Source organism: Streptomyces sp. NPDC048734, from assembly GCF_043198675.1.
GTDB lineage: Bacteria > Actinomycetota > Actinomycetes > Streptomycetales > Streptomycetaceae > Streptomyces.
In genome coordinates this window covers 129185-153055 of sequence record NZ_JBICUZ010000010.1, presented here as the reverse complement: position 1 = coordinate 153055, position 23871 = coordinate 129185, and the positions used below count along the sequence as shown (strand labels likewise).

At 69.7% G+C, this 23871-nt stretch carries 19 protein-coding genes and 5 pseudogenes; 17 read left to right on the top strand and 7 right to left on the bottom strand.

Annotated elements, in window-relative coordinates; genetic code table 11:
* Positions 1-48 precede the first annotated feature (48 nt).
* The 6 genes and pseudogenes from ACGFQC_RS25325 (at position 49) to ACGFQC_RS25300 (ending at position 6362) form a co-directional block, all read left to right on the top strand.
* Positions 49-1191: an acyl-CoA dehydrogenase family protein gene (locus ACGFQC_RS25325; RefSeq protein ID WP_363092233.1), complete on the top strand. Its 1143-nt coding sequence runs from the start codon at positions 49-51 to the stop codon at positions 1189-1191.
* A gap of 3 nt (positions 1192-1194) precedes the next feature.
* A complete protein-coding gene (locus ACGFQC_RS25320; protein WP_393288702.1) occupies positions 1195-2181 on the top strand; it encodes an NAD(P)H-dependent flavin oxidoreductase in 987 nt (328 codons plus the stop codon).
* A 25-nt stretch (positions 2182-2206) separates the two neighbouring features.
* Positions 2207-2813: pseudogene (locus tag ACGFQC_RS25315) on the top strand (XdhC family protein); the annotation flags it as partial.
* A gap of 312 nt (positions 2814-3125) precedes the next feature.
* The gene (locus tag ACGFQC_RS25310; protein ID WP_363092231.1) at positions 3126-5195 is read left to right on the top strand and encodes a hypothetical protein; all 2070 of its coding nucleotides are present in this window, start codon (positions 3126-3128) and stop codon (positions 5193-5195) included.
* A gap of 87 nt (positions 5196-5282) precedes the next feature.
* The gene (locus ACGFQC_RS25305; protein WP_393288700.1) at positions 5283-5756 is read left to right on the top strand and encodes a hypothetical protein; all 474 of its coding nucleotides are present in this window, start codon (positions 5283-5285) and stop codon (positions 5754-5756) included.
* A gap of 222 nt (positions 5757-5978) precedes the next feature.
* Positions 5979-6362: a hypothetical protein gene (locus ACGFQC_RS25300; protein ID WP_363092230.1), complete on the top strand. Its 384-nt coding sequence runs from the start codon at positions 5979-5981 to the stop codon at positions 6360-6362.
* A gap of 21 nt (positions 6363-6383) precedes the next feature.
* Here the strand turns inward: ACGFQC_RS25300 and ACGFQC_RS25295 are convergent, their stop codons facing one another.
* The 5 genes and pseudogenes from ACGFQC_RS25295 to ACGFQC_RS25275 all read right to left on the bottom strand — a co-directional run bounded on the left by ACGFQC_RS25295 (position 6384) and on the right by ACGFQC_RS25275 (position 11168).
* Positions 6384-7517: an IS630 family transposase gene (locus tag ACGFQC_RS25295; protein WP_363092229.1), complete on the bottom strand. Its 1134-nt coding sequence runs from the start codon at positions 7515-7517 to the stop codon at positions 6384-6386.
* Between the two features lie 430 nt (positions 7518-7947).
* Positions 7948-8405: pseudogene (locus tag ACGFQC_RS25290) on the bottom strand (transposase); the annotation flags it as partial.
* Between the two features lie 109 nt (positions 8406-8514).
* On the bottom strand, positions 8515-9423 hold the full coding sequence (locus ACGFQC_RS25285) for an NAD-dependent epimerase/dehydratase family protein (protein ID WP_363092228.1): 909 nt from the start codon (positions 9421-9423) through the stop codon (positions 8515-8517).
* A 34-nt stretch (positions 9424-9457) separates the two neighbouring features.
* Positions 9458-9955, bottom strand: a complete 498-nt coding sequence (locus ACGFQC_RS25280; protein ID WP_363092227.1) for a hypothetical protein — start codon at positions 9953-9955, stop codon at positions 9458-9460.
* Between the two features lie 298 nt (positions 9956-10253).
* Positions 10254-11168, bottom strand: a complete 915-nt coding sequence (locus ACGFQC_RS25275) for a transposase family protein (protein WP_363092291.1) — start codon at positions 11166-11168, stop codon at positions 10254-10256.
* 167 nt (positions 11169-11335) lie between these two features.
* Here ACGFQC_RS25275 and ACGFQC_RS25270 point away from each other — a divergent pair, with 167 nt between their 5' ends.
* Entirely contained in the window at positions 11336-11536 is a 201-nt protein-coding gene (locus tag ACGFQC_RS25270; RefSeq protein ID WP_393288698.1) for a hypothetical protein, read from the top strand.
* On the opposite strand, the gene ACGFQC_RS25265 is transcribed toward ACGFQC_RS25270, so the two are convergent.
* The gene (locus ACGFQC_RS25265; protein ID WP_363092225.1) at positions 11531-12292 is read right to left on the bottom strand and encodes a restriction endonuclease; all 762 of its coding nucleotides are present in this window, start codon (positions 12290-12292) and stop codon (positions 11531-11533) included. The two genes, ACGFQC_RS25270 and ACGFQC_RS25265, sit on opposite strands and share 6 nt — an antisense overlap.
* 791 nt (positions 12293-13083) lie before the next feature.
* On the bottom strand, positions 13084-13599 hold the full coding sequence (locus ACGFQC_RS25260; protein ID WP_363092223.1) for an IS3 family transposase: 516 nt from the start codon (positions 13597-13599) through the stop codon (positions 13084-13086).
* A gap of 580 nt (positions 13600-14179) precedes the next feature.
* On the opposite strand from ACGFQC_RS25260, the gene ACGFQC_RS25255 reads away from it, so the two are divergent.
* The 10 genes and pseudogenes from ACGFQC_RS25255 to ACGFQC_RS25210 all read left to right on the top strand — a co-directional run bounded on the left by ACGFQC_RS25255 (position 14180) and on the right by ACGFQC_RS25210 (position 23744).
* On the top strand, positions 14180-14950 hold the full coding sequence (locus ACGFQC_RS25255) for an AraC family transcriptional regulator (protein ID WP_363092222.1): 771 nt from the start codon (positions 14180-14182) through the stop codon (positions 14948-14950).
* 231 nt (positions 14951-15181) lie between these two features.
* Positions 15182-16225, top strand: a complete 1044-nt coding sequence (locus ACGFQC_RS25250; RefSeq protein WP_363092221.1) for an iron-siderophore ABC transporter substrate-binding protein — start codon at positions 15182-15184, stop codon at positions 16223-16225.
* Positions 16222-17265: an iron ABC transporter permease gene (locus tag ACGFQC_RS25245; protein ID WP_363092219.1), complete on the top strand. Its 1044-nt coding sequence runs from the start codon at positions 16222-16224 to the stop codon at positions 17263-17265. The genes ACGFQC_RS25250 and ACGFQC_RS25245 overlap by 4 nt, the downstream gene beginning before the upstream one ends.
* Complete coding sequence (locus ACGFQC_RS25240; protein WP_363092218.1) at positions 17262-18314, top strand: iron chelate uptake ABC transporter family permease subunit; 1053 nt, start codon at positions 17262-17264, stop codon at positions 18312-18314. Before ACGFQC_RS25245 ends, ACGFQC_RS25240 begins: the two co-directional genes overlap by 4 nt.
* On the top strand, positions 18311-19159 hold the full coding sequence (locus ACGFQC_RS25235) for an ABC transporter ATP-binding protein (protein ID WP_363092217.1): 849 nt from the start codon (positions 18311-18313) through the stop codon (positions 19157-19159). Before ACGFQC_RS25240 ends, ACGFQC_RS25235 begins: the two co-directional genes overlap by 4 nt.
* A 2-nt stretch (positions 19160-19161) precedes the next feature.
* A complete protein-coding gene (locus ACGFQC_RS25230; protein ID WP_363092216.1) occupies positions 19162-20466 on the top strand; it encodes an MFS transporter in 1305 nt (434 codons plus the stop codon).
* A gap of 65 nt (positions 20467-20531) precedes the next feature.
* Positions 20532-21304 (top strand): annotated as a pseudogene (locus ACGFQC_RS25225) (IS6 family transposase).
* 156 nt (positions 21305-21460) lie between these two features.
* Positions 21461-21853, top strand: a pseudogene (locus tag ACGFQC_RS25220) (transposase family protein); the annotation flags it as partial.
* 7 nt (positions 21854-21860) lie between these two features.
* Positions 21861-22727, top strand: a pseudogene (locus ACGFQC_RS25215) (SDR family NAD(P)-dependent oxidoreductase); the annotation flags it as partial.
* 222 nt (positions 22728-22949) lie between these two features.
* Positions 22950-23744 (top strand): alpha/beta hydrolase, encoded by a 795-nt coding sequence (locus ACGFQC_RS25210; protein WP_363092215.1) that lies wholly within the window; start codon positions 22950-22952, stop codon positions 23742-23744.
* Positions 23745-23871: the final 127 nt, after the last annotated feature.

The following is a 23871-nucleotide window of genomic DNA, read 5'->3' as shown; positions in this document are numbered from 1 at the left end:
CTTCACGGCAGAACACCTTCACGGCCCTTGCCGAAGAAAGAGAGCGTCATGCCCCGAGTCCTGTCAGACGAACGTCGTGATCTGCTCAAGACGATCGCCGACTTCTGCCGTCGCGAGTGCGGAACGAAGGAGCAGCGCGACAAACTGACCGCCAACGGCCAGGAACAGCACAACCAGAAGCTGTACGAGAAGATGGCCGCGCTGGGTTGGCTCGGCATCGCGATCCCGGAGGAGTACGGAGGCGCGGGTCGGGGGATGACGGACCTCTGCCTGTTCCTCCAGGAAACCTCCTACGGACTGGCGCCGATCAGCGGCTTCGGGACGACTGTCATCTCGGCCGCTGCCTACGAGAAGTTCGGCACCGAGGAGCAGAAGCGCACCGTACTCGAAGGTGTGGTCAACGGCCGGGTGGAGGCCGTCTCGATGTCGGAACCCGGCGCCGGCTCCGACGTGGGCGCCCTGACCTGCCGCGCGGAACGCACCGACGGCGGTTACCTCGTCAACGGACAGAAGACCTGGTGCTCCAACGCGCACTTCGCCGACCACATCCTGCTCATCGCGCGCACGGAGCAGGGCGAGTCCAAGCACCACGGCCTCACCCAGTTCATGCTGCCGACCGATGCCGAGGGCCTCCGGATCAGAGGCATCGACACCATGGGAGGCAAGGACGTCAACGACCTCTATCTCACCGACTGCTTCGTACCCGACTCCGCGGTCGTCGGTACCCCCGGACAGGGATGGGCCCAGCTCATGGCCGGCCTGAACCTGGAACGGATGATCCTCGCCGCCCTGATGCTGGGCGTGGCACAGCGGGCGTTCGACGACACCCTCGCCTACGTGCGTCAGCGGGAACAGTTCGGCAGGCCCATCGGCTCCTTCCAGGCGCTCAAGCACCGGATCGCGGACATGGCCACCGAGCTCGAATGCGCGCAACTGCTGCTCGACGACGTGGCCACCGCGATCGATGCCGAACCCGGCCGCGTGTTCGCACGAGAGGCGTCCATGGCCAAACTCAAATGCACCGAACTCGCCAAGCACGTGACCCTGGAGGGCATGCAGATGATGGGCGGTTACGGCTACGCCACGGAATACGGCATGGAAGCCCTGCTCCGGTCGACCGTCGTCTCCACGGTGTACGGCGGCACCAGCGAGATCCAGCGGGAGATCATCGGCAAGACCTACGGGCTTTAGGCGATGGCGATGCTGACCACACGGTTCTGTGAGATGTTCGGCGTGGAACACCCCATTGTCCAGGGCGGCATGCAGTGGGTGGGGCGGGCGGAACTCGTCGCCGCGGTCGCCGACGCCGGCGCGCTCGGATTTCTGACGGCTCTCACCCAGCCGACACCGGAGGCACTCGTCAGGGAGATCACGCGCTGCCGGGAGCTGACCGACAAGCCGTTCGGCGTCAACCTGACCATTCTGCCCTCGATCAACCCGCCACCGTACGACGAGTACCGGCAGGTGATCGTCGAATCCGGTGTGCAGGTCGTCGAGACCGCCGGCTTCAACCCCGAGGAACACCTGCCGGAGTTCCGGGCGCACGGCGTGAAGGTTCTGCACAAGTGCACGAGCGTCCGGCACGCGGTGAAAGCGGAGAGGATCGGCGTCGACGCTGTGAGCATCGACGGGTTCGAGTGCGCCGGGCACCCCGGTGAGGATGACGTTCCCGGTCTGGTCCTCATCCCCGCCGTGACGCGTCGCCTGTCCGTCCCGGTGATCGCCTCCGGCGGTTTCACGGACGGGCGAGGACTGGTCGCGGCGCTGGCTCTGGGTGCCGAGGGGGTCACCATGGGCACGCGGTTCCTGTGCACCGTCGAGTCCCCGGTGCACCAGCGCGTCAAGGAACAGATCGTCGCCGGCAGTGAACTCGCCACCGAGCTGATCTTCCGGCCTCTGCGCAACACCGCCCGGGTGGCGAGCAACTCCGTCAGCCGGAAGGTCGTCGACATACTCGGCGCCGGGGGTGAGTTTGCCGACGTACGGGACCTGGTCGCCGGTGCCCGCGGGCGCAAGGTGTTCGAGGATGGTGATCTGGAAGCCGGTATTTGGAGCGTCGGCATGGGGCAGGGACTCATCGACGACATTCCGACCGTCCGGGAAGTCGTACGGCGCATCGTGGCGGAGGCCGAAGACCTGATCAGCGGGAGGCTGGCCGCCGCCACCTGTCGCGATCACTGACCCGATCTGTCACGGAGTTGCGCAGATGCTGGACATCGCGCAGGAACTGCACCGTTGGGTGACGCCGGGGCGCGATGTCGCGGTGGTCACCGTGGTGGCCGTCAGCGGCAGCGCACCCCGCCTGCCCGGCGCTGCGCTCGCGGTGAACGTCGAGGGCACGGTGATCGGGTCGGTCTCCGGGGGTTGCGTGGAGGGGGCCGTGTACGAGCTGTGCCGACAGGCACTGAAGGACGGCGAAACCGTCCTGGAACGTTTTGACTACAGCGACGAGGACGCCTTCACCGCGGGCCTGACCTGCGGCGGAGTCATCGATGTCCTCGTCACACCGGTTCGGGCGGACGACCCCGCCCGTCCGGTCCTGGCGGACGTGCTCGCCGCCGTGGCGCGGGGGAAGTCACAGCGGTGACACGGGCCGTCAACGGTTCCGCGGACCTCATGGGCCGTGCCCCCTGGTCGTCCGCCCGGACGGCTCCCACCGCGGCGGTTTTGGCGCCCGCTCCGAACTGGACCATGCCGTGGCCGCCGAGGCCGGCGCCTTTCTCACAGCCGGCCGCACCGGAACCCTGGAGTTCGCGATCGCGGAGCACCGCCCGCGTCGCGGAACGCCGCTGACCTTCCTGGTGGAGTTCTCCGCGATGTGCCGGGCGACGAGGTAAACGTGGTGGTCTCTCCGGGCAGACGCTGATGGCTGCCGGGTTCACCGGGTTCGGCATCTCGTTCGCCGCGACCTGGAGCGGTCAAGACCAGCAAGGGGACGGGTGTCCGGACATTGCGATGACGGCGGAGGGACACCGAGGGGACCGCCGCGCACGCGACCGCTGTGTACGCGTTGACGGGTCGGCCACCAGGCAGAGAAGAGGGGATGTCGGACCGCTGTGACAGGGTGGGTCCCGGACGGAGGATTCGTCCGGAACAGATCCCGGAGACACCCCAGGGAGCAGCACGTGAACAGCCCCGACACCGCCCCGCCCGGGCACCGTTCGGCGCGGCGACGCTCGGACCTCACCACGATCACGGCCTGGTGGCGGGGACTCGGTGGCGACGGGTTTCTCGTGCTGCCGCCGCCGAAGCGGGACCGCTACACCCAGTCCGACGGCCATGAGGACGCCGCCGCACTCCTCGGGGCGCGGGGGTTCACCGGCCCCGCCTCCTTCGCGTACTGGCACTGGCAGTCCCATGAGCGTGCCTTCGACCGCTCCGGCACCCTGACGGACGAACTCATGCTGCACTGGGGCGGCGACCACGCCGCCGTCGCCGCCGGGCTCGGCGAGGGGCCGACCGGTTTCCGGGTCGTCGACGGCGGGCCGCGGGGCGCCTTCCGGCTGGACCGGGTCACCCACCGGGACGGTGCGGGCCTGCCCGACCCCGCGGACCCCGACGGCGTACGCCAGTTCCTCGACGCGCTCGACAAACCGGTGGACCGCAGCACTCCCTCCTTCCGGTACCGGCCGCTGTCCCCGGCCGAGGCCGAGTGGCTCCATGATCGGCTGCGCGACCCCCTGGATCTCTCCGCCGCGACCCGGTTCGTGGTCTCGCTGGAACGGCGGGACGGGCTCACACCCGACGAGACGCAGCGGCTGCTGCGCGCCTGGCGAGTGGGGCACGAAGGGCGGCCCGCGGAGTGGGACGCCGGGCCGGCACTGCTCCACGCGCTGCTGCGCCACGGCCACGAGGAGGCTTGGGAGATCGTCGCCGTCCTCGGCTCCCGTGCGTCCGGTGTCCTGTGCCAGGTGCCGTCCGAGCGGGGCCTGGCAGTCGTGCGGGGGCTCGCGCTCGTCGGCGACCGCGGTGCGGTCCCCGCCTGGCTGGCGCTGCACCGGTCGCTCCACGAGCCCGACGCGGTACGGGCCGCGGCCGCCATCGCGGCGGAACTGACCGCGCACGACGTCCCGGAGGCCTCACTGCGCGGGCTGCACGACGCGCTGATCGGGGGCGTCACGGCAGACTGGTGCCGGGAGACGGGGGCGGACCACCGCGCCGGCCGGTTCTATGCCGCCCTTGCGGCGGTCCGCTTCGGCACCGACGAACGGCTGCCGTACGCCCTGCGCGTCCTCGCGGCGGGCGCGGCCCGCGACCAGGCGGATCTCGTACGGGAGGAGGCGCTCCGGCCCGGTCGTTCCGTGCTTGTCGGCACCGGCACCGCCGAGGTACTGGCCGCCGTGGACCGCTACGAGGCCGCCCGGGACGGGCTTCTGTCCGGCACCGGCCCCGATCTCAGCGCCTATGAGGGCGCGCTGGGCGACGTGTGGCACCGGTACCGGACGCTCACCGACGCCGACGTGCGCTGGCTGCGGGAGCGGGTGGCCGACCCGGAGACCGGTTTGCAGGGGCTCGGTTTCTGCCTCGAACTTCTCCTCGCCCACGGCCTGGCCACGGGGTCCGATGTGGAGGCGCTGCTGCCGCGCCGGCTGAAGGACCTCACCAAGAAGTACGAGACCACGTACACCGAGTGGCGCCATCCGCTCGTCACTCTGACCTGTCTCGCCCTCGACCTGGACCATCCGGCCGCGGGAAAGCTGGTCTCCTGGTGGAACGGAGCCCGGCCGGTCTGGAAGGACGAGCTGCGGCTCCTCACCCACCTCGGCGCCCCCGACGAGGCCAAGGCTGCCGAGCTGTGGGACTTCGCCACCTCGCCTGCCCACGACGTGGGTCAGCTGATGACCTGGGTGCTGGTCCGGGCCCGCCTCGACGGGGAGCACCCGCTGCTCGTGGCCGACCGACTCCTCGGCACGCCGGGCATCCGCGACCGCGTCCTGCACCGGGTGCTGATCGGTGTGGCCGACCCTGGGCAGCCGCTGTGGCACTACGCCATCGACCCCCGCAGCCGGGGGTGGTGGCAGCGTGCCCTGGAGGTCGCCGAGCACCCCCGCCTCTCCCCGGAGGCCCGCGCAATCGGACTGCGGGCCGCCCGCGAGCACTGCCTGATCCGCTACCCGGACCAGCTGAAGCCCTCGCCGACCGAGACCGAACGCGCGGCGGCCCTGGCCTGGATCGACCGGCACACCGACGGCTAGGGTCTGTTCGCGCAGGCCCCGGACGAAGCGTGGGAGAAGATCTCCTGCGGCGACGGCGCGAAGGGGCCCCGCGTCTACTGGGCAGCGGTGCGGCTGCCGGCCGTCGCCGAATTCGACTATCAGGGCGAGGTCCCTCACCGGATGCGGTGGGCACTGGCCCGGCGCAGCATCAGCAAGCCCGACGAGATCGCCTACTACCTCGCCTACGCGCCCCTTCAGGTCACCGCCCAGGAGCTGGTGCGGGTCGCCGGAGCACGCTGGGCGATCGAGGAGTGCTTCCAGGCCGCGAAGAACGAATGCGGCCTGGACCAGTACGAAGTCCGCCGCTACGTGGGCTGGTATCGGCACATCACTCTGGCCATGCTCGCGCACGCCTTCCTGGCCGCCACGGCACGCCAGCCCGGGGAAAGAAGGGGCGGAACAGGTGGGACAGCCGGGACCATCGAGCTCACAGTGGCGGAGGTTCGGCGACTCCTGGCAGCTTGTCGTGCCCGGCCCCCGCACCTGAGCGGACACCGCGGACTGCACCACGCGCTGAGCTGGTCGAACTGGCGCCGCTGACGCCAGGCAGTCGCCCGCCGCTGTCACTACCTGCGGCGTTGTCGCACGATCGAGGGGCGGTCCCCGTGAGACCGCCCCGGATCGTTCCGTGTCCCGCTACACTCCAGCCGCCCAGCGAAACCCGCAGGTCAGACAGCAAAATCCTGCTGGAGTCCTACTAGTGCCGCATCAGGCAACGTTCGCCCTGGTCTCGCCTTGATCGCAGGCCCGTACCCTCGTGGGATGCACTCTCATCGGCGCTTCGAGAATCCGCCCGCGCTGCCTCACGAGGTGGTGGTCGAGACGTTGGAGCGGGCGCTTCGCGACCGCTCGCACGAGGGTGAGGCGGCAAGTGTCTTGGTCGGGAGTGCGTTGAACGACGAGGATCGAGAGTTCGTCGAGCACTGGTGCGTGCAGGTCGGGACGCGGGCTGTGGCGGGGAGCCCTTTGCTCGGCCTGGCTGGTCTGTGCCTTGGACATACCGCCCGGCGCTTCGGATATCTCAGCGCTGAGGCCCTTGCGCTCGTGGAGTCGCTGGCGGCGCGTGCCGAGGCGGATCCGAAGGATGTGGACGGTCGGGCTCTTGATGGCTTTGACGACGCCCGGAGCTTCCTGCATCTGTGGTGAGGAAAGCTGTCACAGCCGGAGTCAGGCGGCGTTCGCCCTGGTCACGACGTCGTTGAGGCGCTCGTCGGTGGCATGCTTGTTCCGCCAGATGATGTAGCGGCGGATCATGCTGCCCTGGGCCTTGTGGGTGAGGTGGTCGGTGCCGTCCAGGGCGAAGTAGCGAAGGGCCGTGAACTGGGCCTCGATCCGATTCAGCCAGGAGCTGTTCGTCGGGGCGTAGGCGATCTCGACGTTGTTCGCCCCGGCCCAGTCCGCAACCCGCTGGCACCGCTTGGTGGTCAGGTGCGGCGCGTAGTGGTCACACACGATCGCGATGCGCTTCTCGGCCGGATGCAGGGACCGCAGGTAGCGGCAGAACTCCAGGAACTTGCTGCGGGTCTTGGCCCTCTTGATATGGCCGTAGAGCTGGTCTTTGCCCAGGTCGTAGGCCGCGAAGAGGTGCCGGACTCCGTGCGGGCGGGTATAGGTGGCCCGTCGACGTGGCCTGGGCTCGCGCTCGGGGTCCTTGCCCCTGCCGCTGCGTTCGGCCCACTGGCGTCCGGGGTGGGGCTGGAGGTTGAGCGGGCCGAACTCGTCCATGCAGAAGATGACTTCGGGTTCGCCAGGCTCGGGTATGACCTCGCCGTCGGCGATGGCATAGAGGTGTTCGACCCGGGCCTTCTTAGCCTCGTAGTCCGGATCCTTGGAGGTCTTCCAGGTCTTCACGCGTTGAAAGGTGACGCCTTCCTCGCGGAGCAGGATGCGCAGTCCCTCGTGGCTGATGTCGTCGACCACCCCCTCGGCGACCAGGAAGTCGGCCAACTTGACCAGGCTCCAGGTCGAGAACGGCAGGCCGTGCTCGGCCGGCTTGGACTTCGCGATCTTCTTGATCTCCCGCCGTTCCGGCAGAGTGAACGTCTTCGGGCGCCCGCCCTTGTACTTGGGATAGAGCGCCTCGAAACCGTCCGCGTTGAAATTGTGGATCACATCGCGGACCCGGTCCCGGCTGGTGAACGTCACCGTCGCGATTTTGTTGACGTCCATCCCCTGCGCGGACAACAGCACCATCTGGGCCCGCCGCCAGGTCACCACCGACCCGGTGCCCCGGCGAACGATACGCAGCAGCCGCTGCGCCTCGTCGTCATCGATCTCACGCACCCGCACACGCTCAGCCACGAGGACAGCATGGCGGGCACCTACCACCCGGACCCGTACGCCGGACGGCGCGTCACAACAGGGCGAACGTTGCCTGATGCGGCACTAGCACACTGGCCGGAAACCTAGTCGGTGGCTGACCGAATCGGTATCAGCTAGATGATGAGAAGGAGTGACCATGCCTCTGGGATGGACCAGTGAGCAACAGGCTGGAGTGAAGCGTTGGTGGCAGTTCGCTACTTTCTTCTGTGTCCTGGGGCTGGCCCTTTCCGTGTACCTAATAGCCAGCGGCAATTCTGGAGGGTGGGGACTCCTAGCCTTTATCGTCATTCTGTGGGGAGTGGGTGCGTACTCCTTGAGGACGATGAAACGTAATCGACCTTAAGGAAAACACCGGTTGCCTTCCCGGCCAGGGAGGGCCACCGGTGTATCGCATCGAGCACACCACTTACCGGCGTCGGATGCGCCGGCGCTCGGCCTGTCCGTTCTGTTCCTCAGGCCCGCCCCTTTTTGGCGGGCCTCCTCCTGCTCAAGCGCAGCTTCTTCCAGGGCGTCCATGAGGTCCTTGTCGATCCGCATCCCAGCGGCGTCGGGATGGGCACGAGCAGTGGTGGAATCCACGCTGACCAGCGATAAGCCCGTTATCCCCGTGCCTGCGGCCTCGGCGATCATGCCTTCCAGCAGAGCAGAGAAGACACCGGCGTCCCGCCAGACCCGGAAGCGTCCGTAGACGGTGGCCCAGGGGCCGAACTCGGCAGGCATCTCCCGCCACTGAACACTGGACCGGAACCGCCAGACCACCCCCTCGAACTGCTCCCGCAGCCGTTCGGGGTACGGGCCGTAGCGGCCAATCGGCAGATACGGCTCGATGAACTTCCATTGCCTGTCGGTGAGTTGCCTGCGCGTCACGACCAGTTCCTACCGGGTTCCACCCCGCGAAGGAGGCGGAACCCAGCAACTGATCACGACCTCACACAGGCCCTAACCGCGCCACCACACTACCGACGCGCTGACCGCCTCACGGCAAGGGCATTTCCTGCTCGATCCAGTTCGTGATCGATGGGCGCGAGGGGCGCCAGCCAAGGTCGTGAGCCCGGGTGGCACGTACGCGGCTGTTGGCGCCGAGGGCGTACCGGGAGAAGCCCTCCCCCCACGCGGCCGCAGCGGAGCTCAGATCCCACGGCTCCACCGGCCCCAGTCCCAGCCGACGGGCGATCGCCTCACCGATTTCGGCGAACGAGGCGTCCTCGCCGCCCTCCACGAAGTAGAAGCCCGTGGCCGCGGGGTCGGTGAGCGCCAGGTGATACAGGTCGGCCATGTCATCGAGGTGCACCGTCGACCAGCGGTTCAGGCCGCGTCCGACGACGCGGACGGTTTTGCCGGCCTGGGCCTGTGTGACCAGTGGCGGGATCAGCACGGTCTGCGGGCGCGGTCCCGTGCCGTTGCCGTAGATCAGTGAGTTGCACAGCACCACCGAACGCACTCCCGCTGCACCGGCATCGACGACGGAGCGGTCGATGGCGTACCGGGCCCGCCGGATCTCGTGGTCCCCCGGGCTGAAAGGCTTCGCGTCGTCGAAGACCACCTCGGATTCGTACTGGCCCTGGGCGTCGTCACCGATGACGCTGGTCCCGCTGGTGTGGATCAATACCTTGCCCGAACCCCGCAGGGCGTCGACAAAGGCGGCCACAGCGCCGCGGTGGTCGCTGTGAGCGGCGTTGACGACCGCGTCGGCGCGGTCGGCCTCTCGCTGGAGCAGCGCCGTGTCGTCAAGGTCCCCGACGACCGGTTCGATGCCGGCGGCGGCGAGAGCACCGACCACGCCGCGTGTGCGGGTCAAGCCGCGTACCGTGTGCCTCTCGCGGATCAGACGGCGGGCCACAGCTCCGCCGATGTAGCCGCTGGCACCTGTGAGAAAGACGTCCATGATGACTCCTGACGATGTCGGGGTGGTGGGGGTGTCAGCTGCGGAAGCGGCCTGCGGCACGCAGGGCCTCATCCAGTGGCAGGCGCTGCTGTCGGTCGCCGAACTCGCAGATGCGAGTGATGCGCCCCTCGTGGACCGTCACCTGGAGACAGCGTGAAATGCGCACCGGGGTGCCGTTCTCCAATTCGCCCGAAGCGGTGGCGGCCAGAGCGAAGCCGTGGTGGTCGACGTGGAGAGACCAGATGCGGTCGGCGTGGTTCCTCACGAGGTCGGCGGTCGCACGGAGCATCCGCAGCATCGCGTCCGCGAACTCCTTGCCGGGAAGTGACACGGTCTCGTGATCGAAGCTGTGCCAGACCTCCACGGTCTCGGCGAAGAGCAGACCGAACTCGGGGTCCACCTCCGTCAGACCGTAGGCCCCGGTGAATCGACTGGCGACTTGGCGCACAGCGGCCAAGCAGGCGGACGACTCGGAGTCCTGCTCGTTGGGTCGGCTCGCAGCGGCTGCGGCTATGTCACTGCTGGTCATCATTGCCCTCTCGTGCCTACCCCCATGCAGTTAGGGGCGCTCGAGAACCAGCGTCCTTGTAACCGTGCCAATGCGCGAAGGCGCCTTGCTGCTATGGCAAAAATCGCCGACCGGGTGGTCTCAGGTGACGCGGCGACACATGTTCCTGGGCCGAACGTGGGGCCTCTGACCTGTCCATACCCGCCGGCCTATTCCCACAAGGCCAGAGGAAGCACACTCGACACTGCCCTCAACGTGGCCTCTCTTACGAGTTGGTGCGTGATAGCGGGTGAGGTGTGTTTGGCCTGGTCATGGCTTGTTTTTAGGTGGTGCTGGTGCGGTCGGAGACGAGGCTGGCGATGGCGCGGTAGGTGTCGGGCAGTCGGTCGCGGCGGTGGGTCCAGCGCGTCAGTTGCTTCCAGCGTTTGTGGTCGGCGAGGGCGTGTTCGATGGTGATGCGGTCGGATGAGTGCCCGTGGCGCTCGCGTTCCCACTGTTCGACTCTGCCGGGCAACGCTCCGGGCCGCGGCTTTCTCGGGGGTGTGACGGCTTGCCCGCGGTGGTCGCGGCTCAGGCCGAGGTAGCCGTCGTCCAGGAGGACCTCGACGTCGGGGAAGTGCTGGAAGCAGATGGCGATGCCTTCGTTGCGGGCGGCTGTGGCGTCGTGCATTCGTCCAGGTCGCAGGGCATCGGTCCATAACGTGCGGCCCTGCCAGTCGGCGATCACGGTGGCCTTCATGGTGTTCTGTTTCTTCTTGCCCGACACGAACGCGCGTCGTCCGCCGCGTCCGGCCGGTGGCCGGCGGACCTGGATCTCGGTGGCGTCCAGCCGCAGCTCGATTCCCTCGGCCTGGGCATAGGCGAAAACATCCGTCAGAGTCCGCAGCCACAGGCCGCGACGGTCAGGGACCGCACATCCCCGCTCGGCCAGGAGCGGACGTATCTCCGCGATCGCGCGAGTGACGGTGGAGCGGTCGACGCCGAACAGCAGGCCCAGCACGGCGTGCGGCAGGTCGTGGCGCAGATGGATCAGCGTGGCCACCAGCCGGTCGACGAAAACCAGTTGGTGGCGGGCCCCGGCGCCCTCGGCCCGCTTCCTGGCCCCGCCCCGCGCCGCATGACGGCGACCTTCAAGGCCGACCTGCCACGGCAACGCCAACTCCTCGATCAGACAAGCAAGATGACGCCGAGAGATCCCCGTGAACGGCTGGTGCGCCAGTACCGCCCGATTGACCATGATCGCCACAGTCGAATCATGCCACCAGCCAGGCACGACGCCTCACTCGCTATCACGCACCAACTCGTAAGCCTCTGATGCCCCGGCGCATGAACGGCAGGGCGCTGAGCGCGAGGCAGAGTCAGCGGATGGCTCTGGCCATCCAGGACGATTTTAGAAGAGGCTCAGTGACGCCGGCCATCGACAACGCCGCGACGGCCGGACGGCGGCTCGCCGCCACCGTCACCGGACGTACGCCCGCACCGTCCGGCTCGTACGTCGACCGCAGCCGCGTGACGCCCTCGTCGAACGAGTCTTATGACGTCGAGCGTGAGCGTGCCCTGTGGGACTACCTCGAGGCGGTGCGGCTGCACGAGGTGAACCTATGACCGGCGACGGTGCCGGGGAGACACATACCGGATAGCACCCATGGATCGACGCTCAAGCGGCGCTGGCCGCGGACGCAGCGGGGGCGGCACTGCCCGCAGCAGTTCCCGTAGCGGGTGCGATCCCGAGGCCCATAGGGCGAGTGTCTGGCGGTCGACGACGTGGAGGCGCTGCTGCTGGGCGAAGTCCACGGCCGGGCCGGTCACCCGGCCGTTCGTGACGATCACCGCGACGTCCGCCCCGTGGACCTGCCGGGTTGTGCCGTGGAGCACTTGCAGATCCGGTGTCCCCACTGCCGAGCCCTGAGCGCCGTTGCGGCGGTGCTTGCACTGGATCACCCAGCGCCGGCCGAACGGGTCCGTGGCCTTCACGTCCGCACCCAGGTCCCCGCGGCCGCCGACCCGCTGAGCGTCCCGGCAGCCGTCCCGCTGCATGAGGTCACGTACCGCGTCCTCGAACCGGGCATGGTGCAGCACGTCCAGCTGCGGCAGTCCGTAGCGCAGGCCCTGCGCCCGCACCGCCTCCCACTGTGCCCGCTGCTGCCAGTGGTAGAGCCATCCGGCGCCCGCCAGCACGGCGAGTACCAGGACTACGACGAGTACCCACCCGTGGGCCAGCAGCCAGTTGACCACCATCACCACGACACCGATACCGACCGCGGCCACCACGGCGAAAGCGACCAGCTGCGCTTCCCGCTGCTGCTGCCTCCGGCTGGGCCTCCTCGTACGCCGCCGCGCCGACGCCCGCCGACGAGTCACCGCTCGAACCGGATCGGGTACGACACCGTTGGACGAGGCTGCGGCGCCCGCGCAGCCGGCCCGCTGTCGAACCGGATCGGGTACGACACCGTGGGGCGAGGCTGCGGCGCTTGCGCGCCGGGACCGTTGTCGAAGCGGATCGGGTACCGGACCGTGGACTGCGGCCGCTGAGTGTCCTCACCCTGTGCGGACCCGTTGCTGTGGCTCAGCCCGACCACGACCAAGGCCACCACACCGAAGATCATCGTTTCTCGTTTTGCACCCGGCGCCCAACGCGAATGCCCGCGAACCGCTGTCCCGTCAGAGCGTACGTACGGCCGTACCCAAGGCATACAAACCTCCCCCTCGTCACGGCTCCCCCGTGCAGCCGCCCATGATGACAGGGGGCACCGACAACGCGTCAGCACATCAGCACACCTGGTGATCAAGGAAGAGGAGAACCGGCCAGGTCAGACAAGACGCGGGGCTCTGCCCCACACCCCGGGGCTCTGCGGAGGGAGTGGAGCACCAGTCCTGGGTGCGGGCCCGTGGGTGGTGGAGATGGTGGTGGGTCGTGGTGCGGCCGCCTCGTCGGACGGCGCCCGGAGAGCACCGCGGCCGCTGTCGGACCGCCAGACCAAGCAGCTTCGTGGTCGGCTACGCCGAGCCTGGCACCCCGACAACGCCCGCGGTAAGGTTTCGCCTGCCGCCCAACGAGGGAACCCCCCGACTCCGCTCGCCCGGACCTGGGCCCCCGTGGAATCTGTCACCGGCCGCAGACTGAGGTTCCCCCGCTGCGCGGGAGTGGCTGACTAGCGGGTCAGGGCGGGTTGACGTGGTTTCAGGTTCACTGGTTCGGCCGCTGCCTGGTCGGCGTAGTGCTTCTCTTCGAACTCGATGGGGCTGAGGTAGCCGAGGCGCTTTTGGATGCGGCGGGGGTTGTAGAAGCCGTCGATGTACTGGAAGAGCGCGAGATTCGCCTCGGCTCTGGTGGCGAAGGTCCGTCCGCGGATGCACTCGGTCTTGATCAGCATCCACAGGTTCTCCGCCAGGGCGTTGTCGAAGGAGTCGCCGACCGAGCCCATGGACGCTTGGACTCCTGCTCCGACCAGGCGGGTTGTGAGCTTGATGGACGTGTATTGCGTGCCGTGGTCGGCATGGTGGACGAGTTCGCCGGGGATGACCTCGCGGCTGGCCAGTGCGTACTCGAGGGAGGTGAGGACCAGGTCGGCGTCCGCGCGGGTGGAGGTCTCCCGGGCCACGACTCTGCGGGAGAAGGCGTCGCGGATCGCCGACAGCCACAGTGGCCCCTCCAGGGTGGGGATCATGGTCAGGTCGGTGACCCACAGCCGGTTCGGCGCGGAGGGTGAGCAGCCGTGCATTGGGGGTCTCGCGCGCGATCGCCTCGCCGTTGCCCACGGGGAAGAACCGGTTGTGGTGGCCGTGGACGACGAGCGTGGGGACCTCGATCCCGGCCAGGCGCTCGCGCCAGCGCGGTGTGCAGTCGAGTCTGGAGAACACCGTGCCCATCTGGTTGGCCATGCAGGGCGCGGGTGCGGTGCCAGGTGTGCGGTCCCAGACGCGCGCGGCGACGAGGTCGTCACCGAGGATTTTCGCTCCGACGGGGGCGAACTCCCCAACTGCCTCGCGGTCGGTCCAGTCGGGTATCGGACGCGCGAACAGTCGGCTCATCGTCGCCCGGTCATGGTCGGGGAGGTCTCCGTCAGGTGGGCCGGGGGCAACCGCACGGGTGCCGCCCAGGGTGAGCGCCGAAAACGCGCCCGGATGGTCGAGCACGGCCACCTGGGCGACCATCCCACCCACGCCGCAGCGCGGGTCCGGTCCTCCGGCGTCACCCCGAGGCGGGACGCGCGGCCGTGACGATCCGGTTCCGGTTAGCCTGGGCGCATGCGTGTCACCAGGGACCTGCCGACGCTCGCCGCCGGTGAGGTGGACGTGTCCTTCGTGATCCAGGGGTACGAGGAGGTCGTCGATGCCGACACCGCCTGGAACGAGCACTCGCACCCGTGGCACGAACTCCTCTGGAACGAGCACGGCACGTCCACCGCCGTGGTCGGCTCCCAGGTGTGGTGCATCACACCGACGTTGGGACTGTGGATGCCGGCCGGGCAGCTGCACTCCGCCTCCGCGGTCGCGGGCACCTCCTACCGCGCCCACTTCTTCCACCACGGCACGGAGTCGGCGTTGCCCGACGTGCCGGTGGCCGTGGAGATCACCCCGCTGCTCCGGCTGCTCCTGGAGCGGCTCGAAGAGGCGGAACTGCCGCCGCGCTCCCGGGCCGTGACCGAGACGATGGTGCTCGACGTCCTGCGGCCGTCGCCCCGGGCGCTGCTGGTGCAGCTGCCCACGTCCCCGTTGCTGCGGCCGATCGTGGACGGGGTGCGGGCCGACCCGGCCGGCCAGCGGACACTGGCTGGCTGGGCCGCCGCGCTCGGCTGCAGCGCGCGCACGCTGACCCGCGCCTTCCGGGCCGAGACGGGCACGGGTTTCGCCCGCTGGGTCGCCTCGGTCCGGGCCCAGCACGCCGTGCAGCTCCTCTCCCTCGGACACGAGGTCGACGTGGTGGCCGACGCGGTCGGCTACCGCTCGGCGAGCGCCTTCGGCGCGGCCTTCCGGCGGACGACCGGCATGACGCCCGGCAGGTTCCGGGCGCGCTGAGAACGTCGGGGCGGACCTCTCCCCTGCGGCGGAGCCACCCGCGTGCGTGTCCCGATCGCTACAAGGGCTGTCTGAAAGGCTCGATTGATCAACGTGCCTTCGCTCCATACTCTATGCAGGCAAGCCTTACCTAACCTTCTGTAGCAAGCTCGGTGCCCTGCTCCACGACCCACAGTCCGCGGTCCGGACGTGCGAGTCCCGGCACCCGCGACCGAAAGTGAAACCGGGTCGATGAAAACCCCACGCCTCCGTGCGCTCGCCCTTACGGCGGCCCTCCTGTTCGGACTCACCGCCTGCGGCGGCGGGTCCGGAGACAAGGACGACAGCGGTTCCGCCGGTGCCGACCGCGCCGGCCAGTTCCCCGTGACGATCAAGCACGCGCTCGGGACCACCGAGATCCCCTCCAAGCCCCAGCGCGTCGCCACCGTGAACTGGGCCAACGACGAGGTGCCGCTCGCCCTCGGCGTCATCCCCGTCGGCATGGCCAGGGCCAACTTCGGCGACGACGACGGCGACGGCGTGCTGCCCTGGGTCGAGAAGCGGCTCAAGGAACTGAACGCCAAGACCCCGGTGCTGTTCGACGAGACCGACGGCATCGACTTCGAGGCCGTCGCCGACACCAAGCCCGACGTCATCCTCGCCTCGTACTCCGGACTGACGGAGCAGGACTACGAGACGCTCAGCCAGATCGCCCCCGTCGTGGCCTACCCCGAGGCCGCCTGGGCGACCCCGTGGCGCGACATCATCCGCCTCAACAGCAAGGCCATCGGACTGGCCGACGAGGGCGACGAGCTGATCGCCGACCTCGAGGGGCAGATCGAGAAGACCGCCGCGAAGTACCCCCAGCTCAAGGGGAAGACGGCGATGTTCATGACGCACGTGTCGTCCAAGAACGTCAGCCAGGTCGGCTTCTACACCACCCACGACACCCGCACGCAGTTCTTCACCGACCTCGGTCTGAAGATCCCCGCCAGCGTCTCCGAACCGTCCGGGGCGACGAAGAAGTTCGTCCTCACCAAGAGCGCCGAGCACATCGACGACTTCAACGACGTCGACATCATCACCGGCTACGGGGACGACAAGGGCGAGCTGCTGAAGGCCCTCGAGAAGGACCCGCTCACCTCCAAGCTGGCCGCCGTCGAGCGCAACTCCATCTACCTGCTGCCCGGCAGCACCCCGCTGGCCACCGCCGCCAACCCGACCCCGCTGTCCATCCCGTACGTCCTGGAGGACTACGTGAAGGCGCTCGCCGAGGCCGCGGACAAGGCCGCGTGACCGTCACCGAGACCCCGCCCGCGCCGGACACCGCCCCGCTGCGGCGTCCGGCGCGCGTGCGCGTCACCTGGCTCCTCGCCGTCGCCGCGGTCCTGCTCGCCGCCATGACGGCCTCCCTCGCCTTCGGCTCCCGCGACGTCGCCTGGGCCGACGTCTGGGCGGCGCTCGGCGGAGCGGAGGCCACCCTGGAGGAGGCTGCGGTCGCCAACCGCGTACCGCGCACCCTCCTCGCCGTCGTCGTGGGCGCCGCCCTGGGCCTGTCCGGCGCGGTCATGCAGGGCGTCACCCGCAACCCGCTGGCCGACCCCGGCATCCTCGGCGTCAACATGGGCGCCTCGCTCGCCGTGGTCACCGGCATCGCCCACTTCGGCCTGGCGTCGGTGTCCGGATACATCTGGGCGGCGATGACCGGAGCGGCCGTGACCGCAGGGTTCGTGTACGCCGTCGGCTCGCTGGGCCGGGGCGGCGCCACCCCGCTGAAGCTGGCCCTCGCCGGTGCCGCCACCTCGGCCGCGCTCGCCTCACTGGTCAGCGCCGTCGTCCTGCCGCGCAACGACATCTCCGACACCTTCCGGCTGTGGCAGATCGGCGGCGTCGGCGGCGCCACCCACGCGCAGCTCGGCAGCGTCCTGCCGTTCCTCGCCGTCGGCTTCGTCGTCTGCCTGGCCTCCGCCCGCGCCCTCAACTCCCTCGCCCTGGGCGACGAGCTGGCTGCCGGACTCGGCGAGCGGGTGGCCCTCGTGCGGGCCGGCGCCGCGCTCGGCGCGGTCGTGCTGTGCGGTGCGTCCACCGCCGTCGCCGGCCCGATCGCCTTCGTCGGACTCGTCGTACCGCACGCCTGCCGGCTGCTGGTGGGTGTGGACCACCGCTGGCTGCTGCCGTTCTCCGCGCTGAGCGGCGCCGTCCTGCTGACGGTCGCCGACGTGGTGGGGCGGGTCGTGGCCCGGCCGTCCGAGATCGAGGTGGGCATCGTGACCGCGTTCGTCGGCGCCCCCTTCTTCATCCACATCGTCCGCCGGCAGAAGGTCAGATCACTGTGAGCGCCCCCGTCGCCACCGCCCCGCCCACACTGCGCACGGTCACCCGCACGCGGGTCCGCCGCGCGTACCGGCGACGGCTGATCGTCTGCGCCCTGCTGGTCCTCGTCGTCGCCGCGTTCGCCACCACGCTCATGGCCGGACACACCTTCTACCCGGCCTCCGACGTGCTGCGCGTGATCACGGGCGAACAGGTGCCGGGCGCCTCCTTCACCGTCGGCACGCTGCGGCTGCCGCGCGCGGTGCTCGCCCTGACCGCCGGGTTCAGCTTCGGCATGGCCGGCGTCACCTTCCAGACGATGCTCCGCAACCCGCTTGCCAGCCCCGACATCATCGGCATCAGCGCGGGGGCGAGCGCGGCGGCGGCCATCGCCATCGTCACCTTCTCGCTGAGCGAGACCCAGGTGTCCGCGCTGGCGATCGCCGCCGCGCTCGGGGTGGCGCTGCTGGTGTACGTCCTCGCGTTCCGCGACGGGGTCGCCGGCACCCGGCTCATCCTGATCGGCATCGGCATCGCCGCCCTGCTCGACAGCGTCACCTCCTACGTCCTGTCCCGGGCCGGTGAGTGGGACCTCCAGGCGGCGATGCGCTGGCTCACCGGCAGCCTCAACGGCACCACCTGGGAGGAGACCGTGCCCACCGTCCTGGCCGTACTGGCGCTCGGCCCGGTGCTGCTGTTCGAGGGCCGCAACCTGAGCGCGCTGAGCCTGGGCGACGACACGGCCTCCGCGCTCGGCGTCCGCGTCGAACGCACCCGCGTCACCGTAATCGTCGCCGCCGTCGGGCTGATCGCGTTCGCCACGGCGGCGGCCGGACCGATCGCCTTCGTCGCGTTCCTCTCCGGGCCGATCGCCGCCCGGCTCACCGCAACCGGCGGCTCCCTACTGGTGCCGGCCGGCCTGGTCGGCTCCTTGCTCGTCCTGGTCGCCGACCTCACCGGCCAGTACGCCTTCGACACCCGCTACCCCGTGGGCGTCGTCACCGGCGTCCTCGGCGCCCCCTACCTCGTCTACCTGATCGTCCGCACCAACCGGGCCGGAGGCTCACTGTGACCGCGTCCCACACCCTCGCCACCGAGGACCTCACGCTCGGCTACGGCGACCGCTCCGTCATCGAGGGCCTGGACCTGACCCTCGCGGCCGGGCGCATCACGGTGATCGTCGGCGCCAACGCCTGCGGAAAGTCGACACTGCTGCGCTCGATGTCCCGGCTGCTCGTCCCGCGCACCGGCCGGGTCGTCCTGGACGGCAAGGAGGTCCACCGCACCCCGGCCAAGGAACTCGCCCGCACCCTCGGGCTGTTGCCACAGTCACCGGTCACCCCCGAGGGCATCACCGTCCTCGACCTGGTCGGCCGGGGCCGCCACCCCCACCAGCGGGCCTTCTCCCGCTGGACGACCCAGGACGACGCCGCGGTCGCCGCCGCGCTGGAGGCCACCCACACGATGGAACTGGTGGACCGGGCGGTCGACGAACTCTCCGGCGGCCAGCGCCAGCGCGTGTGGATCGCGATGGCGCTGGCCCAACAGACCGACCTGCTGCTGCTCGACGAGCCCACCACGTTCCTCGACATCAGCCACCAGATCGAGGTCCTCGACCTGCTGACCGACCTGAACCGGACCCGCGGCACCACGATCGTCATGGTCCTTCACGACCTCAACCTGGCCGCCCGCTACGCGGACCAGCTCGTTGCCCTGGCCGCCGGACGGCTGCACGCCGCCGGAACGCCCGAGGAGGTGATGACCGAGGACACGGTCCGGGCCGTCTACGGCATGGACAGCCGCATCATCGAGGACCCGGTCTCGGGCAAGCCCCTCGTCCTGCCGATCGGACGCCACCACGCGACGACCGGGGACACCGAAGCCGCCCCCGCGTCGAAGCCGGCCGGGAGCCGCTGACCATGCACGCCAAAATCGCCGCCATACTCCCCGACCTCTCGCCCTGGCGCTCCTCCCGCGACTTCCGCCTGCTCTGGACGCAGGGCATCGTCACCTACGTCGGCAGCGTCATGGCGCTGATCGCGCTGCCGCTGCAGATCAAGGAACTGACCGGCTCACCGCTCGCGGTGGGCGCGATGGGCGCCGTCGAACTGGTGCCGCTGATGGTCTTCGGCCTGTACGGCGGGGCACTCGCCGACGCCGTGGACCGGCGCAAGGTCATCGTGCTGACCGAAGCGGGACTGGGACTGCTGGCCGCCGTCCTGCTGCTGAACGCGCTGCTGCCCAGCCCCATGCTGTGGCCGCTGTACGTGGTCGCGGCCGGTGTCGCGGCACTCGCCGGACTCCAGCGGCCCGCCCTGGACTCGCTGCTGGCCCGGATCGTCCCGCACGACCAGCTCGCCGCCGCGGTCGCGCTGAACTCGCTGCGCTGGCAGACCGGCGCGATCGCCGGACCGGCGCTGGCGGGCCTCGTCGTCGCGTACGCGGGCAACAGCACCGCGTACGCCATCACGGTGGTGAGCTTCGTGGTGTCGGTCCTGATGTGCCGCCGGCTGACGCCGGTGCCACCGGTCGAGCAGGCGGCCGGGCCGTCACTGCGCGGCATCGCGGAGGGAGCCCGGTACGCATGGTCCCGGCCGGTGCTGCTGGGCACCTACGCGGTCGACCTGGCGGCGATGTTCTTCGCCTTCCCCAACACCGTCTTCCCCTTCCTCGCCGACGAGCTCGACGCCGACTGGTCGCTGGGCCTGATGTACGCGGCGGGCTCCGTCGGGTCGCTGCTGGTCAGTCTGACCAGCGGCTGGGTGTCCCGGACGCAGCGGCACGGCCTGCTGGTGGTGTTCGGCGCGGCCGGCTGGGGCCTGGCGATGGCGGCGGCCGGCTGGACGTCGAACGTCTGGCTGGTGCTGCTGTGCCTCGGGCTGGCGGGAGCGGGGGACATGCTGAGCGGACTGGGCCGCTCCACCATCTGGAACCAGACCATCCCGGACCGGCTGCGCGGCCGGCTCGCCGGCATCGAGGTCCTCTCCTACAGCGTCGGCCCGCAGTTGGGTCAGGTCCGCGCCGGGGCGATGGCCGGCTGGACCGGCGTCCGCCCCGCAATCTGGACGGGCGGACTCGCGTGCGTCGCGGCGGTGGGCCTGCTCGCTGCCGCTCTGCCGAAGCTCATCAGCTACGACGCCCGCACCGACGAGGACGCCCGCCGCCGCGCCGCCGAGGGCACCGGAACCGCACCGGGCCGTGAGGACACCGGCGCCGACCGGTAGCCCGCTGTCCCCTCACGATCGAACGGCCGGCGACCTCCTCGGGCAGGAGGCCGCCGCCGGCCACGATGCGCCCTCGGCGGCGAACCGCGGCGCGGCGGCCCAGACCCAGAAGGGTCGTCCGTGGGAGCGCGTCGCCGTCGTACAAGGGTCACCGGTACCCGGTCGAGGTCATCTCCCACTGTGTGGCTGTACCACCGCTTCCGCCTGTCGTTGCGCGAAGTCGAAGAGCTCATGCTCGAGCGCGGGACCGTCGTCTCGTACGAGACGATCCGCCGCTGGTGCGGCAAGTTCGGGCAGATCTACGCAGGCGCGCTGCACCGCCGACAATCCCAGTTGGGGGACAAGCGGCACCTGGGCGAGGTCTTCATCAAGATCAACGGGCGGTTGCAGTACCTGTAGTGGGCCGTCGACAAGGACGGGGACGTCCTCGACGTCCTCGTGCAGAACCGGCGGGACAAGGCCGCAGCCCGACGCTTCTTCCGCAGGCTCCTGAAGAAGATTCGCACGGTGCCGCGGGTGATCGTTACCGATAAATGCCGCTCCTACGGAGCGGCACACCGCGAGATCTGCCCTGCATCGAGCACCGCTGTCACAAGGGCCTGAACAACCGGGCGGAGAACAGCCACCAGCCGACCAGGCAGCGCGACCGAGCGATGAAGGGCTTCCCCGCTCGGTCGGTGCCGCGCAGCGGTTCCTGTCCGCTTTCAGCGGCATCTCGCCCCACTTCCGGCCCCACCGTCATCTGATGCCCGCATTCGGCTATCGAGCCGAGATGACCGTCCGCTTCGCGACCTGGGAGCAGATCACCGGCGTTGCCAGCCTGCCCACCGCACTGTAAATACACAGCCGGAACCCGACTCCACCACGCCCCGGCACACCGTGAGCCTTTTCCAGGCTGACGGTGCTGACCATGTGCTGGGCATGCATGCGCAACGACGAAGCTCCTGGTAGACGGGTTCTCGACCAAGATCATCCGTGTCTCCAGAAGCTTCGCGTGCTTGTCTACCCATCCTCGATCGATCTGTCCAATCGCACCCTGCGGGTCCTGACCGGGCGGCTGAAGAGCAGGCGGCAGGAGATCGGGACGCGGTGGCGGCGTCTTCCCGCCTCGCGACAGGCCCCGCTCGCCCTGGCCCACCTGCGGTGCGGTGACATCTACGCCCAGCTGGCCGCCGGGTTCAGCATCGGGATCGCGACCGTCTACCGCTACATACGTGAAGCCGTCGAGGTCCCGGCCGCCATCGCCCCGTCCCTGGCCGAGGCAATGTGGACGATCCGAGAGAAGGCGTTCGTCATCCTGGACGGAACCCTGCTGCCGAGCGACCGCATCACCGCCGACATCCCCTACTATTCCGGGAAATACAAGCGTCACGGCATGAACGTGGAGGAAAGCTGTAGTCACTGCCGGGACGGCCGGAATCGGTTTGGAGACGGCGCTGGGGCTTGCTGCCGCCGGGTTCGCGGTCACCGTGGTTGGAAGGAGCCCCGACCGGGGTGCCCAGGCGGTGGACCGGATCAACGCCATGGGCCCGGCGCAGCCTGGTCGGTTCCTGGCCGCCGACCTCTCCTCGCTCGACCAGGTGCGTTCGCTGGCCGACCGGATCGCAGCCGAGCACCAGGCCTCAGGGGATCCGCTGGCGGTGCTGGTCAACAACGTCGGGGCGATGTTCCCCAGTCGGCGCGAGTTGGGCGGCGTCGAGGCGTCGTTTGTCGTCAACCACCTCTCGCCGTACCTGCTGACCGAACTGCTCCTGCCCACGCTGACGGCCGGTTCGCCGAGCAGGATCGTGAACGTGACCTCGGGCGCGGTCGGGGTCGCGAAGCAGGTGTTCGACGCCGTCGAGCCGCCCGGCGGCTACTACGGCTTCCACTGGTACGGCCGCGCCAAGCTCGCCTACACCCTCGACCTTGCCGCGCGGCTGAACGGCACGGGCGTATCGGTCTTCGCCGCCGACCCCGGAGGCGCCGCGACCGACATGACCAACGGAACCCTGACCGACCCGAAGATCGTCTCTCCCGCCCTGCGACTGCTGTGGCCGCTGGTGTCCCGCAAGTTCGAACGGTCCACCTCCGGCCCGGCGTCCGCGGCAGCCAGGTCATCGATCGTCGCCGCCACCGACGACGCGCTGATCGGCAAGACCGGAGTCGTCATCGGTCCCCAAGCGCGTCCGGTCGCCCCGTTTCGCCCGGCCACCGACCGTCGCGTCGCCGAAGCAGTGCGCCGGCTCAGCGAAGCCCACGCTCCCGCCGCGGCCAGGTAGGCGCTACGCCTGCGCCGGTGGACATCGGACCAGCCCGCCCCGACCCCACGATGCCGGCCCAGCACCACCGGTGACCAACGGGTCGAGCCCTCGCGCACCCTTGCAGCTCCACGCCCCGCACCGCCGTCACGCAGACGCGCAAAGCTTGCTGCCGCCGGTCACTGAAGAACGAACGCTGCACATGGTCACCCCTGCACACCTTCGCCAGATGAGGACACGTCCATGACCAACTCAATCCCGAACGTCCATGCCCGCACCGTCCACGGCTCCGGCTCCGGTCTCCTCCTCACCCACGGCGCGGGCGGCGGGATCGAGGCCGACTACGGGCCGATCATGGAGGGGCTCGCCGCGCAGCACACCGTCGTCGGGGTCGACTACCCAGGCTCGGGAAAGAATCCCACCACGTCCACGCCCCTGGAGCTCGACGCGCTGGCGGACCAGCTCGTCGCCGCAGCAGACGCCGAGGGGCTCGACACCTTCGCCGTCTGCGGCTACTCGCTGGGCGGCCCGGTCGCGATCCGTGCCGCGGCCCGCCACCCGGAACGCGTCACCTCCCTCATCCTGACCGCCACGTTCGCCCGTCTGGACACCCGTACCGAGCTGGCCGCTGCAATCTGGCACCAGCTCTACGAGTCCGGACAGCACCTCCTGCTCGCCCAGTATCTGACCCAGCTGACCGTGAGCGCGCCGGTGCTGAACTCCCTCACCTCGGAGCAGGTGCGCGCCGCCGCGGAGCAGGCCGCCTCTGTGCTGCCGCGGGGCACCGGGGCCCAGGTCGACCTGGTCCGCCGCGCCGACGTGCGCTCAGACCTCGCCCTGATCACCGTCCCGACCCTCATCGTTGTCACCACCGCCGACAACCTGATACCCACTGCCCTCCAGTACCACCTGTCTGAGGCCATTCCCGGCGCGCGGACCGCCGAGCTCGCCACCGGGCACCTGCCCTTCCTGGAGCGGCCCAAGGAGTGGCTGGAGATCATCACCGCCTTCCTCGGCCGACGGCAGGACCGGGACTGAAAGACCTCGCGGGGGGGGGGGGGGGCCCGGCCCCCCCCCCCCCCCCCCCCCCCCCCCCCCCCCCCCCCCCCCCGCCACTTCTCCTACTTCTTCGCCGCCTTCTTCGCGGCCGTCGCCTTCCTCGTGG

Excerpts from the sequence above, each read along its gene's own strand:
- ACGFQC_RS25325 (WP_363092233.1), top strand. The coding sequence starts at position 49 with ATGCCCCGAGTCCTGTCAGACGAACGTCGTGATCTGCTCAAGACGATC.
- ACGFQC_RS25280 (WP_363092227.1), bottom strand. The coding sequence starts at position 9,955 with ATGATGACCAGCAGTGACATAGCCGCAGCCGCTGCGAGCCGACCCAAC.
- ACGFQC_RS25210 (WP_363092215.1), top strand. The coding sequence starts at position 22,950 with ATGACCAACTCAATCCCGAACGTCCATGCCCGCACCGTCCACGGCTCC.
- ACGFQC_RS25230 (WP_363092216.1), top strand. The coding sequence starts at position 19,162 with ATGCACGCCAAAATCGCCGCCATACTCCCCGACCTCTCGCCCTGGCGC.
- ACGFQC_RS25300 (WP_363092230.1), top strand. The coding sequence starts at position 5,979 with ATGCACTCTCATCGGCGCTTCGAGAATCCGCCCGCGCTGCCTCACGAG.
- ACGFQC_RS25275 (WP_363092291.1), bottom strand. The coding sequence starts at position 11,168 with ATGGTCAATCGGGCGGTACTGGCGCACCAGCCGTTCACGGGGATCTCT.
- ACGFQC_RS25255 (WP_363092222.1), top strand. The coding sequence starts at position 14,180 with ATGCGTGTCACCAGGGACCTGCCGACGCTCGCCGCCGGTGAGGTGGAC.
- ACGFQC_RS25250 (WP_363092221.1), top strand. The coding sequence starts at position 15,182 with ATGAAAACCCCACGCCTCCGTGCGCTCGCCCTTACGGCGGCCCTCCTG.
- ACGFQC_RS25260 (WP_363092223.1), bottom strand. The coding sequence starts at position 13,599 with ATGATCCCCACCCTGGAGGGGCCACTGTGGCTGTCGGCGATCCGCGAC.
- ACGFQC_RS25285 (WP_363092228.1), bottom strand. The coding sequence starts at position 9,423 with ATGGACGTCTTTCTCACAGGTGCCAGCGGCTACATCGGCGGAGCTGTG.
- ACGFQC_RS25320 (WP_393288702.1), top strand. The coding sequence starts at position 1,195 with ATGGCGATGCTGACCACACGGTTCTGTGAGATGTTCGGCGTGGAACAC.